This is a genomic window from Mesorhizobium sp. M0119 (assembly GCF_040322615.1).
GTDB lineage: Bacteria > Pseudomonadota > Alphaproteobacteria > Rhizobiales > Rhizobiaceae > Mesorhizobium.
Window position 1 is genome coordinate 12450 of the sequence record NZ_JAMYTU010000018.1, and the last position, 20290, is coordinate 32739.

Annotated in this window: 22 protein-coding genes; 13 read left to right on the forward strand and 9 right to left on the reverse strand. The window is 63.2% G+C overall.

Annotated features, from left to right (window positions below; all coding sequences use genetic code 11):
• The first annotated feature begins 68 nt into the window (after positions 1-68).
• Positions 69-362, forward strand: coding sequence for a DUF1330 domain-containing protein (locus NKJ40_RS17880; protein ID WP_352467161.1), 294 nt, complete (start codon positions 69-71; stop codon positions 360-362).
• Here the strand turns inward: NKJ40_RS17880 and gmk are convergent, their stop codons facing one another.
• The 9 genes from gmk to fabD form a co-directional block, all read right to left on the reverse strand.
• Positions 363-1019, reverse strand: a complete 657-nt coding sequence (gene gmk, locus NKJ40_RS17885) for a guanylate kinase (protein ID WP_023677701.1) — start codon at positions 1017-1019, stop codon at positions 363-365.
• Between the two features lie 33 nt (positions 1020-1052).
• A complete protein-coding gene (locus NKJ40_RS17890; protein ID WP_352467162.1) occupies positions 1053-1943 on the reverse strand; it encodes a YicC/YloC family endoribonuclease in 891 nt (296 codons plus the stop codon).
• Positions 1944-2080: 137 nt separating this feature from the next.
• The gene (mltG, locus tag NKJ40_RS17895) at positions 2081-3301 is read right to left on the reverse strand and encodes an endolytic transglycosylase MltG (protein ID WP_352467163.1); all 1221 of its coding nucleotides are present in this window, start codon (positions 3299-3301) and stop codon (positions 2081-2083) included.
• A 93-nt stretch (positions 3302-3394) separates the two neighbouring features.
• On the reverse strand, positions 3395-4657 hold the full coding sequence (gene fabF / locus NKJ40_RS17900) for a beta-ketoacyl-ACP synthase II (protein ID WP_352467164.1): 1263 nt from the start codon (positions 4655-4657) through the stop codon (positions 3395-3397).
• Between the two features lie 34 nt (positions 4658-4691).
• Positions 4692-4928 (reverse strand): acyl carrier protein, encoded by a 237-nt coding sequence (locus NKJ40_RS17905; protein ID WP_006203723.1) that lies wholly within the window; start codon positions 4926-4928, stop codon positions 4692-4694.
• A gap of 187 nt (positions 4929-5115) precedes the next feature.
• Positions 5116-5853 (reverse strand): 3-oxoacyl-[acyl-carrier-protein] reductase, encoded by a 738-nt coding sequence (gene fabG, locus NKJ40_RS17910; RefSeq protein ID WP_292663869.1) that lies wholly within the window; start codon positions 5851-5853, stop codon positions 5116-5118.
• A gap of 54 nt (positions 5854-5907) precedes the next feature.
• A complete protein-coding gene (locus NKJ40_RS17915; protein ID WP_352467165.1) occupies positions 5908-6174 on the reverse strand; it encodes a type II toxin-antitoxin system RelE family toxin in 267 nt (88 codons plus the stop codon).
• On the reverse strand, positions 6158-6379 hold the full coding sequence (gene relB, locus NKJ40_RS17920; RefSeq protein ID WP_352467166.1) for a type II toxin-antitoxin system RelB family antitoxin: 222 nt from the start codon (positions 6377-6379) through the stop codon (positions 6158-6160). Before relB ends, NKJ40_RS17915 begins: the two co-directional genes overlap by 17 nt.
• Before the next feature lie 65 nt (positions 6380-6444).
• The gene (gene fabD / locus NKJ40_RS17925) at positions 6445-7410 is read right to left on the reverse strand and encodes an ACP S-malonyltransferase (RefSeq protein WP_352467167.1); all 966 of its coding nucleotides are present in this window, start codon (positions 7408-7410) and stop codon (positions 6445-6447) included.
• 247 nt (positions 7411-7657) lie between these two features.
• Here fabD and NKJ40_RS17930 point away from each other — a divergent pair, with 247 nt between their 5' ends.
• From NKJ40_RS17930 to purF, 12 genes are all read left to right on the forward strand, one after another.
• Positions 7658-9583 carry an LTA synthase family protein gene (locus NKJ40_RS17930; protein WP_352467168.1) on the forward strand — a complete coding sequence of 642 codons (1926 nt, stop codon included), beginning with the start codon at positions 7658-7660 and terminating at the stop codon, positions 9581-9583.
• Positions 9584-9607: 24 nt separating this feature from the next.
• A complete protein-coding gene (locus NKJ40_RS17935; protein ID WP_352467169.1) occupies positions 9608-9793 on the forward strand; it encodes a hypothetical protein in 186 nt (61 codons plus the stop codon).
• A gap of 273 nt (positions 9794-10066) precedes the next feature.
• Complete coding sequence (rpsF, locus tag NKJ40_RS17940) at positions 10067-10567, forward strand: 30S ribosomal protein S6 (protein WP_023677709.1); 501 nt, start codon at positions 10067-10069, stop codon at positions 10565-10567.
• Positions 10567-10815 carry a 30S ribosomal protein S18 gene (rpsR, locus tag NKJ40_RS17945; protein WP_006203718.1) on the forward strand — a complete coding sequence of 83 codons (249 nt, stop codon included), beginning with the start codon at positions 10567-10569 and terminating at the stop codon, positions 10813-10815. Before rpsF ends, rpsR begins: the two co-directional genes overlap by 1 nt.
• A gap of 214 nt (positions 10816-11029) precedes the next feature.
• Entirely contained in the window at positions 11030-11614 is a 585-nt protein-coding gene (gene rplI / locus NKJ40_RS17950; protein WP_254820243.1) for a 50S ribosomal protein L9, read from the forward strand.
• 153 nt (positions 11615-11767) lie between these two features.
• A complete protein-coding gene (locus tag NKJ40_RS17955) occupies positions 11768-13057 on the forward strand; it encodes a cyclopropane fatty acid synthase (protein ID WP_352467170.1) in 1290 nt (429 codons plus the stop codon).
• A gap of 81 nt (positions 13058-13138) precedes the next feature.
• Entirely contained in the window at positions 13139-13462 is a 324-nt protein-coding gene (locus NKJ40_RS17960; protein WP_352467171.1) for a YnfA family protein, read from the forward strand.
• A gap of 3 nt (positions 13463-13465) precedes the next feature.
• Entirely contained in the window at positions 13466-14434 is a 969-nt protein-coding gene (locus NKJ40_RS17965; RefSeq protein WP_352467172.1) for a small ribosomal subunit Rsm22 family protein, read from the forward strand.
• 206 nt (positions 14435-14640) lie between these two features.
• Positions 14641-16131, forward strand: coding sequence for a replicative DNA helicase (locus NKJ40_RS17970; protein WP_023677714.1), 1491 nt, complete (start codon positions 14641-14643; stop codon positions 16129-16131).
• Between the two features lie 228 nt (positions 16132-16359).
• A complete protein-coding gene (radA, locus tag NKJ40_RS17975) occupies positions 16360-17778 on the forward strand; it encodes a DNA repair protein RadA (RefSeq protein WP_352453216.1) in 1419 nt (472 codons plus the stop codon).
• Between the two features lie 47 nt (positions 17779-17825).
• Positions 17826-18497 carry a CvpA family protein gene (locus tag NKJ40_RS17980; protein ID WP_023677716.1) on the forward strand — a complete coding sequence of 224 codons (672 nt, stop codon included), beginning with the start codon at positions 17826-17828 and terminating at the stop codon, positions 18495-18497.
• Between the two features lie 125 nt (positions 18498-18622).
• Positions 18623-20092 (forward strand): amidophosphoribosyltransferase, encoded by a 1470-nt coding sequence (gene purF / locus NKJ40_RS17985; protein ID WP_023677717.1) that lies wholly within the window; start codon positions 18623-18625, stop codon positions 20090-20092.
• Positions 20093-20290 lie beyond the last annotated feature (198 nt).

A 20290-nucleotide genomic window follows, 5' to 3' on the forward strand; every position in this document is an offset into this window, starting at 1 on the left:
ACGCGTCCGCGTGGAATTTCCGCTCTCATGGCATAGATAGCCGGACAAACCTTGCCCGGAGACAAACAGTGGCCGCCTATGTCATTTCCGACGTCGCGATCCGTGACGCAGAGGCTATCGAAGCCTATCGCGCCCGCGCGGCTGCCTCCATCGCCCAGCATGGCGGGCGCTATCTGGTACGCGGCGGCGAGGTGGAAATGTTGGAAGGCGACTGGTCTCCCGGGCCGCTGATCATCGTCGAATTCCCCGACATGGACACGGCGCGGCGTTGGTATCGCTCCGCCGAATATGCCGCGGCATTGGAACTGCGCGACGCCGCGCTCAGTCGCAATCTGATCCTGGTCGCGGGGACAGCGCCTTGATCAATCCGTCTTTTCGTCGAGCAGCCCCGAGACGAAATCGAACAGGCCTGGCCGGCGATCGCGTCTGAGGCGTTCGGCCGTGACGATGCCCCGCACCTCGGCGAAAGCGCGGTCGAGATCGTCGTTGACTATGACGAAATCATATTCCTTCCAGTGCTCGATCTCGTTGCGGGCATTCTTGAGCCGCGTCTCGATGACCGCTTCCTGGTCCTCGGCGCGACGCTTCAGCCGCGCCTTCAATTCCTTCATCGATGGCGGCAGGATGAATATCGAGACGATATCGGCGCGCATCTTCTCCTTGAGCTGCTGAGCGCCTTGCCAGTCGATGTCGAACAGCATGTCGCGGCCTTCGGCCAGCGCCTGTTCAGCCGGCTCGCGCGGCGTCGCGTAGCAATTGCCGTGCACCTCCGCCCATTCGAGCAGCGCATCGGAATCGCGCAGCCGCTCGAACTCGCGCATGGTGCGGAAGTGGTAATGGACGCCCTCGATCTCGCTCCCGCGGCGTGGCCGCGTGGTGACCGAGACCGACAATTCCAGGCTGGAATCGCTCTCCAGCAGATTGCGCGCAATCGTCGACTTGCCGGCGCCTGACGGCGACGACAAGACCAGCATCAGCCCGCGGCGCCGAATGCGGGAACCCACATCCCTAGCGGTCATGGGGCTTGGCAGTCATGTGGCTTGGCATCGGGATCATTCCAGATTCTGGACCTGTTCGCGAAACTGGTCGACGACCGCCTTCAGCTCCAGCCCGATGGCGGTGACCGCGGCGGCATTCGACTTGGAACACAGCGTATTCGATTCGCGGTTGAATTCCTGTGCCAAGAAATCGAGCTTGCGGCCGATGGCGCCACCGCCGTCGAGCAGCGCCCGGCCCGACGCCACGTGCGTCTTCAGCCGGTCGATCTCCTCGCGTATGTCGGCCTTGGTGGCCAGGAACGCAGCTTCCATATGCAGCCGGCTGGCGTCCAGGTTGGCGGACGCGTCCATCAACAGGCGGATCTGCTCGGCGAGCCTTTCGCGGATCGTGGCCGGCTCGCGTGATGGATCGGCCTCGGCCCGCAGCGTCAGCGCCTCGATGGCATCGATATGGCCGGACAGCAGGGAACGAAGGGCGGCACCTTCGCGCTGGCGCGCCTGCTGCAGCCCGTTCAGTGCTGCTTCCAGCGCCGACAGTATTGCGGTATCGAGCGCACTGCGCGCCTCTTCGGTTTCGATGGTTTCGGGAATGTCGAGGACGCCGCGCAGCGCAAGCAGCCCGTCGGCCGCCGCAGGGGCTACTCCGAACTGCTCCTGCAGTCGCTTGGCCAAGCCCGCCAGATCCTTCAGGAAAGCCTCGTTGACCACGGGTTGCGCTTGAGCGCCGGCGGCGCGGCCAATGGTCAGCGTCATCTGGAAATTGCCGCGCGCAAAACGCTTTTGCACCGTCTGCCGGGCGGCCGGCTCCAGCCGGTCGAAACCTTGCGGCAGCCGCAGCCTGACCTCGACGCTCTTGCCGTTGACGGACTTGGCTTCCCAGGCAATCGAAGTGCCGTCGTGTTCGGCGACACTGCGCGCAAAACCGGTCATGCTCTGCAAGTTCATGTTGCCGTGCGTCCCCTTGCCGAATGTCCCTCAAGCCGGAACGATTTCTCCGGACAGGATCATCTGAATTTCAATGCCATAGCAGCCCTTGCACATCCACCCGGACATGCACAGGGCCAACCTGATGGCGTCCGGCCCTACTGGGCGGCGGTGGCGCCCGCATCGTCAACGATGGCTCCCGCCGGCGTGTCGGCTCCGGTATTGGTTGCCCCGGCCTTGGCGGCGTCCTGCGCCTGCTTTTTCAGCAGTGTCCGGTAGCGAGCGACATTCTCGTTATGCTCATCGAGCGTCGCGGCAAAGACGTGGCCGCCGCTGCCGTCGGCAACGAAGTAAAGATCGCTGGTCTTCGACGGATTGGCGACTGCCTCCAGAGCCGCACGGCCGGGATTGGCGATCGGCGTCGGCGGCAAGCCGTTGATCAGATAGGTGTTGTAGGGCGTCGGCTTCTGAATGTCCGACTGATAGATCGGGCGGTCGATGGGTTTGCCCTTGCCGCCGAACAGGCCGTAGATGATGGTCGGGTCCGACTGCAGCCGCATACCTTTGGCCAGCCGGTTGAGGAAGACGGCGGCTACGCGCGAGCGTTCATCGCCCTTGCCGGTCTCCTTCTCGACGATCGAGGCCAGGGTGACAAAATCCTCAACGTTGGCGATCGGCAGATCCGGCGATCGGCGCTGCCAGACTTCGTCGACCAGCTTCTTCTGGTCGGCCAGAAGCTTGTCGACCATCTGCTGGCGTGTTGCGCCGCGGGTGAAGCGCAGCGTGTCGGTGGCCAGGCTGCCCTCAGGTGGAGTGGTCGACGGCATATCGCCGGTCAGCGCGTCCTGCTCGGCGATCCGTTGCAGCGCCTGCTCGACCGTCAGCCCCTCGGGGATAGTCAGCGAATACATCACCGACTTGCCGCTCTTCAGCAGTTCCATGATATCGTGCATCGAGGCCTGCGGCTTGATCTCGTATTCGCCGGCCTTCAGGGCGGAATCATTGCCGAAGGCGCGCACGCCAAGGCGGAAAATGCGGGCGTCGCTGATCAGCCCTCGCCGCTCAAGCTGGTCGGCGATCTCCTGGACGCCGCTATTCGGCTTGACCAGGAAAGTGTCGCCATTGGCCGACGGGCCGGGCTCGTTGAACTCCTGCTTGCCGAAATACAGCGCAACGCCTGCCGCCAGAACCATCAGCATCACCGAAGAGATGACGAAGTTCATGAACACGACGAACTGGCTGCGCGAGGCACGCGAGCGCTTCGGCGGCGGCGTGCCGGCCTCGGGCCGCAACGCCTCGCTGGCCGTCTTCGGCACGATCGGGCCGGGCGTTGCTGCCCGTTGCCCGAATTCCCCGTTATCGGCCGGATTTGTGTTCATAGCGCCCTACCATCTGATCTTGCGACGAATCCCCTCGGGCAGAGTAGGGGCGAATATGGCAAAATTGACGGCAGACGGAAACCGGCGGAGCGGTCAGCCATTGTAGCGCTGGAAGACGAGCGAGGCGTTGGTGCCACCGAAGCCGAAGGAGTTGGATAGGGCCACGTCGATCTGCCGGGCTCGCGGCTTGTGCGGCACCAGGTCGATCGCCGTTTCGCGCTCCGGATTGTCGAGATTGATGGTCGGCGGCGCGATGTTGTCGCGAATGGCGAGGATCGAAAAGATCGCCTCGGCAGCACCAGCCGCGCCCAGCAGGTGGCCGATCGACGATTTGGTCGACGACATCGATATCTTCGAGGCGGCGTTGCCGACCAGCCGCTCGACGGCGCCGAGTTCGATCGTATCGGCCATGGTCGAGGTGCCGTGCGCGTTGATGTAGTCGACATCGGCCGGCGTCAGCTTCGCCCGGTTCAGCGCCGCGGTCATGCAACGGAAAGCGCCGTCGCCGTCTTCGGCAGGCGCGGTGATGTGATAGGCGTCACCGGTCAGACCGTAGCCGGTGACCTCGGCATAGATCTTGGCGCCGCGGGCCTTGGCGTGTTCGAGCTCCTCGAGCACGACAACACCGGCGCCCTCGCCCATGACGAAGCCGTCGCGATCGCGATCGTAGGGGCGTGAGGCCGTTTGTGGCGCGTCGTTGCGCTCGGTGGAGAGCGCGCGGCAAGCGGCAAATCCGGCGATCGAAAGCCTCGTCACCGGCGCTTCGGCGCCGCCGGCGACCATAACGTCGGCATCGCCCCAGATGATCAGCCGGGCGGCATCGCCGATGGCGTGCGCACCGGTCGAGCAGGCGGTGACGACGGCATGGTTGGGCCCCTTCAGCCCATGCCGGATCGAGACCTGACCGGAGACGAGGTTGATGATCTGGCCGGGGATGAAGAACGGGCTGATGCGGCGCGGACCGCGCTCCTTGAGGATCATCGCATTCTCGGCGATGCCTTCGATGCCGCCGATGCCCGAACCGATCAGCACGCCGGTGGCGCACTGTTCCTCATGCGTCTTCGGCTGCCAGCCGGAATCCTTGAGTGCCTCGTCGGCGGCCGCGATCCCGTACAGGATGAAGTCGCCGATCTTGCGCAGTTCCTTCGGCTCGAGAACGGCTTCAGGATTGAAAGTGGCATTGGAGCCGTCACCGCGCGGAATGACGTGGGCGACCTTGCAGGCAAGGTCTTCCACCTCGAATTCGGTGATGCGCTTGGCTGCGCTGCGGCCGGTCAGAAGCTCCTTCCAGCTGTGCTCGAAGCCCATGCCGAACGGCGAAAGCAGCCCAAGGCCCGTGACGACGACACGCCTCATCGCAGGTCCTCCCCGGTGATGACTGCAAATAGCGTCAGGCGGAGGCCTTGTCGATGTATTTCACCGCATCGCCAACAGTCAGGATGGTCTCGGCCGCATCGTCCGGGATCTCGACACCGAATTCTTCTTCGAACGCCATGACAAGTTCGACCGTGTCGAGGCTGTCCGCGCCCAGATCATCGATGAAGCTCGCCTGCTCCGTCACCTTGTCGGCATCGACGCCAAGGTGCTCGATGACGATCTTCTTGACGCGCTCTGCGGTGTCACTCATTTGGGCATCCTCGTCTTTTGGTTGTCTGTCTTCGTTAGCGGGCAGAATGCCGCTAATCAAGCTGAAAGATGGTCCTGCCGGAAACGCAACGGAACAGGACCGGTTTTTGCCCGAACCGCCGGGTTGCGGGCGGCATTACACGAAAAATCCCGTGCATCCAAGACGGAATGAAGCGTTTTCCCAAGTGTTAGATCATTGCCATGCCGCCATTGACATGAATGGTCTGGCCGGTGACGTAGGCTGCCTCGTTGGAAGCTAGGTAAGCGACGGCAGAGGCGACTTCGGCGCCCGTGCCCATGCGCCGGGTCGGGATCGCCGCCATGATCGCCTCTTTCTGCTTGTCGTTGAGCTTGGCGGTCATCGCCGATTCGATGAAGCCCGGGGCGACGCAGTTGACGGTGATGTTGCGGGTGGCGATCTCCTGCGCCAGCGATTTGGAAAAGCCGATCATACCGGCTTTGGAGGCGCAGTAATTGGTCTGGCCGGGATTGCCGGTGACGCCGACCACTGAAGTGATGTTGATGATGCGGCCATGCCGGCGCCGCATCATCGGATGGGTAAGCTCGCGGGTCAGCCGGAACACGGCGGTCAAGTTGACCTCGAGCACGCTATCCCAGTCGGCATCAGCCATGCGTACGAACAACCCGTCCTTGGTGATGCCGGCATTGTTGACCAGGATGTCGACGCCTTCGAGATCGGCCTCCGCCTTCTGGCCGAGCGCCTTGACGTCGTCGCGATTGGAAAGATTGGCCGGGAACAGCTTGACCCGGTCGCCCAGTTCGGCGGCCAGCGCCTCCAGTTTCTCGATACGTGTGCCGTGCAGGCCGACGATGGCGCCCTGGGCATGCAGCACGCGGGCAATCGCCTCGCCGATGCCCCCCGATGCGCCGGTGACGAGCGCCTTGCGGCCGGTCAATTCGAACATGTTTTATCCTCTTCCCAAATCGTACTGGCCAATCATAGGAGCTGGCGAGTTCGGCTATCTGTAAACGTCGCCGCGGTGGCCTATGGTTACCACCAGAATGACGAGCCGGTTATCCTGCACATCGCAAATGATGCGATAATCCCCGACGCGATATCTCCAAAAGGTTGCGAGCGGGCCCTTCAGCGGTTTGCCGAGTTCACGCGGGTTGTCGAGAACGGCAATGCGGTTTTCAATAAAATCACGGATACGGTGACGTGTCTGCGGATCCAGTTTTTCGACAAATTTTCGCGCCGAGCGGGCATACTCAAGCGTCCAGGCCACGCCAGAAGTCCTCGGCTCTCATGACGTCTTCTTCACCACGCCTGATCCGCTCAACGACTTCGGCAGCCAAGTAGTAATCCTCCAAGTCCTCCAGACCACGTTCAATGAGCTCGCGCAGATAGTAGGCCTTGCTGCGACCAGTCTTGGCCGCGAGAAAATCCAGGCGCTGCTCGACTTCAGGAGAAAGGCGGATCGATGTGGGCATGCCGCACCTTGTTGCGATACATGTATTCATGTAGCCGCAAGCACCGATGAATTCAAGCTACGTGGTCACACCAAGGCGGCAAGTACCGTCTCGACCTCCGCCGCCGATCCGATGCTGCTGGTGGCGATGTCGCGATTGATGCGCCGCGCCAGCCCCGACAGCACCTTGCCGGCGCCCACTTCGTAAAGTGTGCGGACGCCGTTGCTGCCGAACCACTCCACCGTTTCGCGCCAGCGCACGCGCCCGATCACCTGTTCGACAAGGCGGCGGGCGATCTCGTCGGGATCGCTCGTCGGGGTCACCGTAACATTGGAGACCAGCGGCACGGCGGGCGCACTCTTAGTCACGGCGGCCAGCGCCTCCCGCATGATCTCGGCCGCCGGCTTCATCAATGCCGAATGGAAGGGCGCCGAGACCTGCAGCATCAGCGCCCGCTTGGCGCCCTTCTCCGTGCATAGTTTCGCCGCCAGTTCGACCGCCGGCCTGGCGCCGGAGATCACCAGCTGGCCGCCGCCATTGTCATTGGCGATCTGGCAAACCAAGGCTCGCGCGGGATCTTTGGCGGCGCCTTGGGCGGCCACTGCGCAAGCGCCCTCGACGTCGGCCTGTTCCAGCCCGATGATCGCCGCCATGGCGCCCTCGCCGGCCGGTACCGCCGCCTGCATGGCGTTGCCGCGGATGCGCAACAGCCGGGCGGCGTCGGCGACTGAAACGAAACCGGCGGCCGCAAGTGCCGAATATTCACCGAGCGAGTGGCCGGCCACATAGGTGACCTTGCCTTTCAGGGAGAAGCCGCGCGCCTCCAGCGCCCGGATTGCGGCAAGCGACACCGCCATCAGTGCCGGCTGGGCATTGGCGGTCAGCGTCAGCATCTCTTCCGGGCCTTCCCAGATCAGCTTCGATAGATTTTCGCCGAGCGCGTCGTCGACTTCCTCGAAGATCCGCCGCGATTCCACAAAGGCGTCGGCGAGATCCTTGCCCATGCCGACAGCCTGGCTGCCCTGCCCCGGAAAGGTGAATGCGATGGCCATCGGCGGCTCCCAGCTGCTGGTTCACGTTGCCTGTGACGCAAGGCGTGCGGCCAAGTCAAGTCCAACCTTGACCTCGTAATGTCGGCCGAGTGCCTGTTTCGGCAGGCTTTTTGGCGATCACTCATGATGAAAACCGCTCACGATTTGTTTGCTGGCTCTTCTTATTTCCGCCGCAGGCGCTAGGCTTTGCGTGACAGTTCGATGACAATCGAGTGACGCTTTTGTTGCGGGCCGGGGAACTATTGAAGTGGCAAAGACCAAGCAGAGCGCAGCCGAGGCGGCGCCACAGTTTCTCGAAGGCGATCCGTCGACCGGCTATCTGCCGGCGCGCAGATGGCCTGTCATCCGCTATGGCCTTATCAGCTTGCTGGCTGCGGCCGTCCTGGTGTTTGCCATCGAACTGATCGTGCGCGGCAACTTTGCCGGCACCATCGATTTCTTTCTGCAGCCTTTCAAACCCGGCTGGACCACGATCATCATTTTTGCGCTGATCCTCATCGGCCTCGACGCCATGCTCGGCCGCAGTCATCAGAGCCTGATGATCGTCGCGCCGCTGACGTTGTCGCTGGCGTTCGTCGGCCACCAGAAGTCGCTCTATCTCGGCGATCCGCTCTATCCGACAGATTTCCTCTATTCCCGGCAGATCGTGGCACTGATGCCGCTTCTGGTACGCGATCGCCCGGGAACCGCCATTGCCCTGGCGATCGGCATCGTCGGCGGGCTGTCGCTGCTCGTCTATGGCTGGCGGCTCTGGCGCCGCCGCGTTCCGGCGCTCAGCCACAAGGGCCGCCTTGCCCGGCTGATGCTGACGGTGCCGCTGATCGCCTTCTTCGTCTCCATCATGGACTACGCCACTTTCTCGTGGACGCGCGACCGGCTGCAGATCATCCCGATCATGTGGGACCAGAAGGAAAACTATGCCTCAAACGGTTTTGCGCTCGCCTTCGCGCTGAACGTCCCGATGGCCCACGTCTCGGCGCCGCCCGGCTATTCCGACAAGGCAATCGAAGCGATCGGCAAACCGCAGGTAACGGCCTCGGTACCCGCCGAGAAGCCCGACATCATCGTCGTCATGAGCGAGTCCTTCTGGGATCCGACCAAGCTGCCCGGCGTCACCATCACACCCGACCCTATCCCCAATGTGCGGGCACTGCGCACGGGCTCCATGTTCTCGCCCGAATTCGGCGGGATGACGGCCAACATCGAGTTCGAGGCCCTGACCGGCTTTTCCAACGCCTTCCTGCCGGCGGGCAGCATTCCCTACCAGCAATATGTGCGGACACCGACCCCCTCGCTCGCGACCTTCCTGAAAAGTCAGGGCTACCGGGCGCGTGCCATCCATCCCGGAACCAACTGGTTCTGGAACCGGGGGGCCGTCTATGCCGATTTCGGCTTCAACGACTTCAAGTCCGAGGAGACGTTGCCGCCCATGCAAAAACGCGGACCGCTCGCGTCGGACGCAGCGATGACCGACGAGATCATCCACGAAGCCGATACCAGCGCCGAGCCGGTCTTCTTTTTCGCCGTCAGCCTGCAGAACCACGGACCGTATGAGCCGTATCGCTATAACAATCCGACCCACAAGGTGCAGGCGCCGATCAGCCAGTGGGCGCGTGAATCGCTGTTGAGCTACGCCGAAGGCTCTTCCGACGCGGACCGCGGCCTCGAGCGCCTGATCGAATGGGCGAAGAAACGCGAGCGGCCGACCGTCATCGCCTTCTTCGGCGACCATCTGCCGCCGCTTGGGCCGGTCTACGTCGAGACCGGCTTCCTGAAGGACAATGTTGCGCCGCGCAAGGAGGCGGCCGACCAGATGCTGCTGCACCACCAGACGCCGCTGATCGTCTGGTCGAACCGCAGCGGCCCGGCCGAGGATCTGGGCGCCGTCAGCCCGGCCTTCCTGCCCTACCATATCCTCAAGACGGCCGGCATCAGCCATCCCTATTACACCGGCTTCCTCGGCCAGTTGCGGGACCGTTATCGCGTCATCGACCGTAATTTGCTGCTGGCACCGGGAGGCGATGCCACCCCCGATTGGTCGCGTCAGAAAGAGATCGACCCGGCAATCCGCGACTTCCGTCTGCTGCAATACGACATGATGTTCGGCAAGCGCCATGCGGCGCCCGATTTCTTCCCCGAAACCACAGGCAAAGTGGCTGCGCACACGAGCTGAGCAGCGGCGGCGGGAGAGCGGCCTGTGGCCGGCGACATTGGTCTGGAAATAACGGTCGAAGACGTCCTTGCGCGTAGCGTCGATGTCGCCGAGATGCGAAGATGCAAGCCACGCCCGCCGGTGCTGGAACTTCGCATGGTGGTTAAGGTCCGGTTTCAGGAAATCCGTAAAACACCCGCCATCGAGGCCCGTTACGCTCTGGGACGGTGAAGCCGTTTGCTCTGTGGTTTGGCCTTGCTTTGCGGTCAAATTCCTGTATAGACGCCGCAATCTGCCGGTCCTTGCTGGGGGCTGAACGGAGGGCCGGAGGTTTTTCGAAACCTTCGCGTGAAGCCAGAAGCGCTTCCGCCTCCCGTGTCTCCGCTCTCGACCGTCTCGTCATGCTCCTTTCTTCCCCGCCTTCGCAAGGATTGCGGGTCAGAGAAGTTGCAGAGGCTTTTGCCGCCGGGAACCGGGAGAGAAACGAAGAAAGGCACGAACACTATGGCTCTATACGAACATGTGTTTCTTGCCCGGCAGGACCTCTCGCAGCAGCAGGTCGATGCGCTTGTCGAACAGTACAAGGGCGTCATCACCGCGAATGGCGGGTCCGTCGGCCGGGTCGAGAACTGGGGACTGAAGTCCCTCACCTACCGGGTCAACAAGAACCGGAAGGCATATTATACACTCATGGACATCACCTGCCCGCCGGCCGCGCTCAATGAAATGGAGCGCCAGATGGGCCTGTCCGAGGACGTGCTGCGTTTCCTGACCATCAAGGTCGATTCGCATGAGGAAGGTCCGTCGGCAATGATGCAGAAGCGCGAAGAGCGCTCGGAACGCGGCGGCTTCGGCGACCGCGACCGTGGCGATCGTGGCCCGCGCTCATTCGGCGACCGCGATCGCGGTGACCGTGGTGATCGTCCGCCGCGCAGCTTCGGCGATGGCGGTGCCGATCGTGGCCCGCGCCGTCCGCGCGAAGGCTTTGAAGGAGCCGCAGAATAATGGTCGACATCAACCAGATCCCAACCCGGCGCCCCTTCCACCGTCGCCGCAAGACTTGCCCGTTCTCCGGCGCCAACGCGCCGAAGATCGACTACAAGGACGTGCGGCTTCTGCAGCGCTACATCTCCGAGCGCGGCAAGATCGTGCCATCGCGTATCACCGCCGTCAGCCAGAAGAAGCAGCGCGAACTCGCCAAGGCGATCAAGCGCGCCCGCTTCCTCGGCCTGCTGCCCTACGTGGTCCGCTAACACTTCAGGCGGGCGGTTCGCCGCCCGCTTTTTCACCGGCCACGACGGGCGTAGCCGGATCGAACACCAAATCCCGGGTTGGATTTCGACAAGAGATCCTAACTGCCGCGACAGGCAGGACAGCGACACAGGCGGCGACGCCCCAGCTTCCTGACCTGTTCCAGACAACTCGGCGCCGATCCTGAGGATAGCGCCCAAGCGAAGGAACAAAACCATGGAAGTCATTCTTCTCGAACGCGTTTCCCGCCTCGGCCAGATGGGCGATACCGTCAAGGTCAAGGACGGGTTCGCCCGCAATTTCCTGCTGCCGCAAGGCAAGGCGCTGCGCGCCAACGAAGCTAACAAGAAGAAGTTCGAGGGACAGCGGGCCCAGCTCGAAGCCCGCAACCTGGAGCGCAAGTCCGAAGCCGCGCAGATTGCAGAAAAGCTCGACGGCAAGAGCTTCATCGCCGTGCGCTCGGCCGGCGAAACCGGTCAGCTTTATGGTTCGGTCTCGACGCGCGACATCGCCGAGCTGGTGACGGCGGAAGGTTTTTCGGTCAACCGCAACCAGATCCTGCTCAACCAGCCAATCAAGACCATCGGCGTCACCAATGTGGCGATCGCGCTGCACCCGGAAGTCGAGGTTACCATCACGCTCAACATTGCCCGCACGGCCGACGAAGCCGAGCGCCAGGCCAAGGGCGAAACACTGACCACCGCCGAAGCCATCTACGGCGAGGACATCAACGATAATGCGCGGCCGGAAAACTTCTTCGATCCGAATGCGGAGTTCGAAGGCGGCGAAGACAACGGCTGATCGTCATTTCGTCGGCATTCGCCGGCTAATCGCTATTCTGGACCAATGCCCGGGCCTCTACCCGGGCATTTTTATGCCAAATGGAACTTTTCGAACCCCTATATCTTGATGCAGAATAGGACAGCATGTCTGGCCGAGAGGGGACAATTGGTCATGAATATTCTGCTGAAACGCGTTCTCGACCGCCTGGTCCGCATAGGCAATCTCAAGGTGACAGGGCCGCAAGGCTCGATGGTGACTTTCGGTGACGGCAGCGGCGAGCCGGTGCACATGCACATTAAGACAAGGCATGCCGAGCGCGCAATAACCTTCGATCCGATGCTGGCGGTGCCGGAAGCCTACATGGACGGTGAACTCGACATTCTCGAGGGCGGCGTGCTGGGGGTGATGCGGATTGCCTTCCAGAACATGGGCAGCGGCGGTATCGATGCCACCTGGTCGAAGGCGATCGAAGGTCTGCGCCACGCCTTCCGGCGCCTGCAGCAGATCAACACGGCGTCGCGGGCGCGCCGCAACGTGCAGCGCCATTACGATCTGTCGGGCGACCTCTACCGCCTCTTCCTCGATGAGGACATGCAATATTCCTGCGCCTATTTCGAGCAGCCGGACATGACGCTCGACGAGGCACAAGCGGCCAAGAAGCGCCATATCGCCGCCAAGCTCAGGCTGAAGGCCGGCCAGACGGTTCTTGATATCGGCTCCGGCTGGGGTGGGCTTGGGCTCTATCTAGCCAAGGCGTTCGACGTCGACGTGCAAGGCGTGACGCTGTCGACCGAGCAGCACGGCGTCGCCACCGACCGCGTCCATGCGCAAGGCCTGCAAAACCGGGTGCATTTCGACATCAAGGACTATCGCGAGCTCAATGAGCGTTTCGACCGCATCGTCTCCGTCGGCATGTTCGAGCATGTCGGGGTCAATCATTTCCGCACCTTCTTCGACAAGTCGGCGACGCTGCTGAAGCCGGACGGCGTCATGCTGCTGCACACGATCGGCCGCTCCGGCGTGCCGTGGGCAACCAGCGCCTTCATCCGCAAGTACATCTTCCCGGGCGGCTACATCCCGTCGCTATCCGAAGTGATGCCGGCCATCGAAAAATCGGGGCTCGTCGTCATCGATATCGAGGTTCTGCGGCTGCATTATGCCGAGACACTGAAGCATTGGGGCGAGCGCTTCGCGGCCAACCGCGACAAGGCCAAGGCGATTTATGACGAGCGCTTCTGCCGCATGTGGGAGTTCTATCTTGCCGCCTCGGAAGCTGCCTTCCGCTGGCAGGATCTGGTGATCTTCCAGATCCAGATTGCCAAGAAGAACGACACGCTGCCGATGACGCGCGACTACATGGCCAGTTGCGAGAAGGCGCTGGAGATGCGCGATCTTGGACGTCGCGAAAAGGCTCCGGTGGCCAAGCCCACTCGCCGCCGCAAGGTGGCGGATCCGGAGTAGACTGCCGGCATCACGCCATTGCCGCTTGTCATTGCCGGCCGGCACGCTGAAAAGGGTCCCGTCAACGCAGGACCTTTTTTCATGACCTACCTCCTCTACGTCGCCGCCGCACTTGCCGAGATCGCCGGCTGCTTTTCGTTCTGGGCGTGGTGGCGGCTGGACAAGTCGCCGCTGTGGTTGGCGCCCGGTCTCGTCTCGCTCGTGCTATTCGCGTGGCTGCTGGCGCTGGTCGACACCAGCGCGGCGGGCCGGGCCTATGCCGCCTATGGCGGCATCTACATTGCCGCCTCGCTGGCCTGGTTGTGGCTGGCGGAAGGCGTGCACCCCGACCGCTGGGATCTTGCCGGTGCCGCGATCTGCATCGTTGGCGCCTCGGTCATTCTGCTCGCACCTCGGACTGCCTAAGCGATGGAACTGCCCGTCCCGCTTAGACAAGGCGTCGACCGCCTTCTCGAACAGGTGCCGTTGCCGATGCTTAAGCAAGCGGCAAAGACGCTGTCGGACCGCTACCGCGCAGAGTTGCGCGACGGTCGCCTGCACATGGCCGAAGACATGGCGGTGAAGGCCTATCTGGCAACGCGGCTACCGGCGACCTATGCGGCCGTTCGCGCCAGCCTCGATGCGGTGGGCGAGTCTCGGCCCGACTATGCTCCGAAGACCTTGCTCGATGTCGGCGCTGGCCCTGGCACGGTGCTTTGGGCCACAATCAATCTCTGGCCGGATCTCGAACAGGCGGTGCTACTCGAGGCCGGCGCCGCGGTACGAAGGGTCGGCGAAGCACTTGCCGCGGATTCGATCACGGCCAGGACCGCCTGGCGGACCGGCGACATCACCATCGACCTGGTCGATCTGGAGCCGGCCGAGCTGGTGACTTCAGCCTATGTGCTGGATGAGATCGCGCCGGCATCGCTGGCAAAACTCGTCGACCGGCTCTGGCAGCTGACCGCAGACACGCTGCTGGTGGTCGAGCCGGGCACGCCGGCCGGCTGGCAGCGTATTCTTGCCGTGCGGCGGCAGCTGATCGAGGCGGGCGCGCACGTGCTTGCGCCCTGCCCGCATGAGGCGCCCTGCCCGCTCGTCGCCCCCGACTGGTGCCATTTCGCCCGCCGCGTCGCCCGCTCGCGCCTACACCGTCTGGCCAAGGATGCCGAGGTGCCGTGGGAGGACGAGAAATTCATCTTTGTCGCGGCCTCCCGCCATCCGGCCGCTCCGCCTCGAGCGCGAGTGATCGCACCGCCGAAGTCGGGCTCCGGCAAGGTCTTGCTGAAGCTTTGCGAACAGGATGGGGGTGCTGCCGAGCGACTGTTCACCAAGCGCGACGGCGAGACGTTCAAGGCCGCGCGGCGACTGGATTGGGGTGATGCCTTGCCGGAATGACCGGCAGCTATTTTCCTGTTTTGTTCTCGCCTGAGAACGGCTAGGCTCGCCATCTTGATTCGAGTCAATCGAGATTCTTTCCACCGAAAGATCCTGGCTGTGAATCGCGGGCATCAAAGTTGGTTGGTTGGGGACTGATGCAGATAAGTCATCACTGACTTGTCTCGTTCTGATATCGAGAGACGGGGATCAGGACCGGGGACATCATGGCAGAGGCAGCACGAAAATTCGGCGTGGCGGAAACACCGCTCTATCGCGAGGCGCCGAACAATATCGAGGCCGAGCAGGCGCTGCTCGGCGCCATACTGGTCAACAACGATGCCTTCTACCGCGTCTCCGACTTCCTGAAGCCCGGCCATTTCTACGAGCCGCTGCATAGAAAGATCTTCGAGGTCGCGGCCGAGCTCATCCGCATGGGCAAGATCGCGACGCCGATCACGCTGAAGACCTTCCTGCCGGCCGACGAGAAGGTCGGCGACATGACGGTGGCGCAATATGTCGTGCGGTTGGCGGTCGAGGCCGTCACCGTCGTCAACGCCACCGACTATGGCCGCGCCATCTACGATCTGGCGACGCGGCGCGCGCTAATCACTGTCGGCGAGGACATGGTGAACATCGCCTATGACGCGCCGGTCGACATGTCGCCCTCCGACCAGATCGAGGATGCCGAGCGGCGCCTGTTCGAATTGGCCGAAACCGGCCGCTACGATGGCGGCTTCGAGAGCTTCACCGATGCCGTCAAGACCGCCGTCGACATGGCCAATGCGGCTTATATGCGCGACGGGCATTTGTCGGGCGTTGCTACCGGCTTGCGCGATCTCGACCGCCGCATGGGCGGCCTGCAGTCGTCCGACCTGATCATCATTGCCGGCCGCCCCGGCATGGGCAAGACCTCGCTCGCCACCAATATCGCCTTCAACATCGCCGAGGCCTATGTCCCGGCGCAGCAGGCGGACGGCTCGTTCAAGGCGGCCAATGGCGGCGTCGTCGGCTTCTTTTCGCTCGAAATGTCATCCGAACAGCTGGCCACCCGCATTATTTCCGAACAGACGGAAATCCCGTCGTCGAAAATCCGGCGCGGCGAGATCAGCGAGATGGATTTCGAAAAGCTGGTCGCCTGCTCGCAGACAATGCAGAAAATCCCGCTGTTCATCGACCAGACCGGCGGCATTTCTATCGCTCAGCTGTCGGCCCGCGCGCGTCGCCTGAAGCGCCAGCGCGGCCTCGACGTCATTGTTATCGACTATATCCAGCTGATGCAGGGATCGAGCGCGAAATCCTCGCAAAACCGCGTCCAGGAAATCACCGAGATCACCACCGGCCTCAAGGCACTAGCCAAGGAGCTGGCGGTGCCGATCATCGCGCTGTCGCAGCTGTCGCGCCAGGTCGAGAGCCGCGACGACAAGCGCCCGCAGCTTTCGGATCTGCGCGAATCGGGCTCCATCGAGCAGGACGCCGACGTGGTGCTGTTCGTCTACCGCGAGGAATATTACCTGAAGAACCGCGAGCCGAAGCCGGGCACCGACGAATACATCAAATGGGAACACGAGATGAACGAGATGCGCGGTAAGGCCGAGGTCATCGTCGCCAAACAGCGCCACGGCCCAACGGGATCGGTCAGCCTCGCCTTCCAGGGCGAATTCACCCGCTTCTCGGACCTTGCGGAAGAGCATCATTTGCCGGATCGGTTCGAGTGACCTCTTGATACAGGTCTCATTCCTTCGCACCCCCCTCTGTCCTGCCGGACATCTCCCCCTCAAGGGGGGAGATCGGATGTCATTTCGGCTTTCGGCAATCGTCAATGCTGCTAGATGTACGGCAATATCGGAGCTGCCAATCTCCCCCCTTGAGGGGGAGATGTCCGGCAGGACAGAGGGGGCCGCTGTCCCGCTGACCTGTCTTTCAATTGCCGCAGGCCGCGCCTGATGGCCAAATCCCGCATTCAGTTCATCTGTCAGAATTGCGGATCGGTGCATCAGCGCTGGGCTGGCAAATGCGATGCCTGCGGCGAGTGGAACACGCTGGTCGAGGAAGGTACGTCAGGCGGTATCGGCTCCGGCCCGGCCAATACGCGCAATGCACGCAAGGGCCGCGCGGTGGTGCTGACCAGCCTCTCCGGCGACATCGAGGACGCGCCGCGCATCGTCTCCGGCATCGGCGAACTCGACCGGGCCACCGGCGGCGGCTTCGTGCGCGGCTCGGCGCTGCTGGTCGGCGGCGATCCCGGCATCGGCAAGTCGACGCTGCTCACCCAGGCCGCGGCCGCGCTGGCGGCAAAGGGCCACCGCATCGTCTATGTCTCGGGCGAAGAGGCGGTCGCGCAGATCAGGCTGCGCGCCCAGCGGCTCGGCGTCGCCGACACCCCGGTCGAGCTCGCCGCCGAAACCAATGTCGAGGACATCCTCGCCACCATCGCCGATGGCAAGCGGCCGGATCTGGTCATTCTCGATTCGATCCAGACGCTGTGGACCGATATGGCCGATTCGGCGCCCGGCACGGTGACCCAGGTGCGTGCCGCCGCCCAGGCGATGATCCGCTACGCAAAATCCACAGGGGCGGCGATCGTTCTGGTCGGCCACGTCACCAAGGAGGGCCAGATCGCCGGACCGCGCGTCGTCGAGCACATGGTCGACGCGGTGCTCTATTTCGAGGGCGAAGGCGGCCACCACTACCGCATCCTGCGCACGGTCAAGAATCGCTTCGGGCCAACCGATGAGATCGGCGTCTTCGAAATGTCGGACAAGGGCTTGCGGGAAGTCGCCAACCCGTCCGAGCTTTTCCTCGGTGAGCGCCATGCGAAGTCGCCGGGTGCCGCGGTTTTCGCCGGCATGGAAGGCACACGGCCGGTGCTGGTCGAGATCCAGGCGCTGGTGGCGCCATCGACGCTGGGCACACCGCGCCGCGCCGTCGTCGGCTGGGACGGTGCCCGGCTGTCGATGATCCTGGCGGTTCTGGAAGCCCATTGCGGCGTCCGCTTCGGCACGCACGACGTCTATCTCAACGTTGCCGGCGGCTACCGCATTTCGGAGCCGGCGGCCGACCTGGCGGTGGCGGCGGCACTGGTTTCCTCGCTCACCGGTCTTGCCCTTCCCGCCGATTGCGTCTATTTCGGCGAAATCAGCCTTTCGGGTGCGGTGAGGCCGGTTGCGCATGCGCAGCAGCGCCTCAAGGAAGCCGAAAAGCTGGGTTTCGGACGCGCGGTTCTGCCCTTGGGCAGCGAGGAACTTGTTGGTGGTAATGGGGTCGGGGGGATCGGAGCCGGCGCTTTCCAGCCCACCGAGCTTGCCGATCTCGTGGCGCGCATAGCCGGCTCTCGGCGCAGCCGCGCCGACGAGCAAGAGTGATGCGGCTCGTCGAGTCGTGAAAAAGAGATCGGAGTGGGGCGAAAAACATGCCGATTACGCTGCTTGACGGAATTCTCGTCGGCTTCACCCTGGTCTCGGCGATGCTCGCTATGGTTCGCGGCTTTTCGCGCGAGATCCTGTCGATCATCTCCTGGGCAGCCGCCGCGGCCGCCGCCTTCTTCTTCTACAAGCCGGTGCTGCCTTACATTCAGCCCTATGTCGACAACGAAAAGGCCGCCATGGCGGCGGCCGCCGGTATCGTCTTCATTGTCGCGCTGATCGTCGTTTCGGTCATCACCATGAAGCTCGCCGACTGGATCATCGATTCCAGGATCGGCGCGCTCGATCGTACACTTGGCTTCCTCTATGGCGCGGCGCGCGGCATCCTGGTCGTCGCTGTCGCGCTGCTTTTCTTCAATTGGCTGGCCGGCGCCAAGGCTCCAGGCTGGATTGCCAACGCCAAGTCAAAGCCGTTGCTCGAATCGATCGGCGCCAAGCTCGAAAGCCTGCTGCCCGAGGATCCGGAAAACGCCATCCTCAACAAGCTCAATCCGAATCAGCCGGCCACCGAGACGCCTCTGGCCCCCGACGCGCCTGCAGCGGAAGCCCCTGCCGCCGGCGACGACGCCACTGCTCCGGCACCCGACGACAGCGATGCGCCGCCGGCCGACAATGCGCCCGCGACGCCGGCACCTGCAAACCCGGCGCCGGCAAACTGATTTCGACAGACTTGCGAGGCTCAAGACTGTCGATCATGTGAACGCCGCACGACGTGCGTTGCTTTCGATGCGCTATGACCTTATATGGCGACTTTAGCGGAGCTTGAGCCCCAATGGCAGCCTCAGTGGCAGACGCAGACGACGTGCTTTCCGCCGAAGCCGACGACCATTTCCACGACGAATGCGGCGTGTTCGGCATTTTCGGCCGGCAGGACGCCGCAGCCATTGTAACGCTCGGTCTGCATGCGTTGCAGCATCGAGGCCAGGAAGCGGCCGGCATCGTTTCCTATGACGGCACCCAATTCCATGTCGAACGCCATGTCGGCCTGATCGGCGACACCTTTACTAAGCAGCGTGTCATCGACAGCCTGCAAGGCAACCGTGCCATCGGCCACACACGCTATGCCACCACCGGCGGCGCCGGTCTGCGCAATATCCAGCCTTTCTTCGCCGAACTTGCCGATGGCGGCTTTGCCGTCGCCCATAACGGCAATCTCACCAACGCCATGACCGTTCAGCGCGCCCTGCAGAAGCAAGGCGCCATCTTCTCTTCCACCTCCGACACCGAAACGCTCCTGCACCTGGTTGCCACCAGCAAGGAGCGCGACCTGAATTCGCGCTTCATCGATGCGGTGCGCCAAGTCGAAGGCGCCTTCTCGCTGGTGGCGATGACGTCCAAGAAGATGATCGGGTGCCGCGACCCGCTCGGCATCCGCCCGCTGGTGCTCGGCGATCTCGACGGCGCCTGGATTCTCGCCTCCGAGACCTGCGCGCTCGATATTATCGGTGCGCGTTTCGTGCGCGACCTGAAGCCCGGCGAAATGGTCGTCGTCACCAGCAAGGGCATCGAAAGCCTGTTCCCGTTCGAGCCGCAGAAGACCCGCTTCTGCATCTTCGAATATGTCTATTTCGCGCGGCCGGATTCGTCGGTCGAAGGCCGCAACGTCTATGAAGTGCGCAAGCGCATCGGCGCCGAGCTGGCGCAGGAAAGTCCGGTCGAGGCCGACATCGTCGTGCCGGTGCCGGATTCGGGCACGCCGGCGGCGATCGGCTTTTCGCAGGCCGCGGGCATTCCGTTCGAGCTCGGCATCATCCGCAATCACTATGTTGGCCGCACCTTCATCCAGCCCGGCGATTCGATCCGCCACATGGGTGTCAAGCTCAAGCACAACGCCAACCGCCGCATGATCGAAGGTAAGCGCGTGGTGCTGGTGGACGATTCGATCGTGCGCGGCACCACCAGCCAGAAGATCGTCCAGATGGTGCGCGATGCCGGCGCCAAGGAAGTGCATATGCGCATCGCTTCGCCGCCGACGCGCGCCTCCTGCTTTTACGGCGTCGACACACCGGAAAAGTCGAAGCTGCTGGCGTCGCGCATGTCGGTGGAGGAGATGGCCGAGTTCATCCGCGTCGATTCGCTCGGCTTCCTGTCGATCGACGGGCTCTACCGCGCCGTCGGCGAGGCCGGCCGCGACAACGAGCAGCCGCAATTCTGCGACGCCTGCTTCACCGGCCAGTATCCGACCCGGCTTGCCGACTTCGAAGGCTCCGACAATGTGCGCACGCTGTCGCTACTGGCGGCGGGCGGGTCTTAGGATCACACCACTATCGTGAATGTCGCCGGTGTGAAGACGTCTTCGGGATCGCTTTGTCGCACCCCCCTCTGTCCTGCCGGACACCTCCCCCACTTGGGGGGAGATCGGCTTTCATTTCCACTTTCGCCAATCTCCAATCTTGCAGGTCGAGCGGCGTCGGCGCGACAGGCCAATCTCCCCCACTTGGGGGGAGATGTC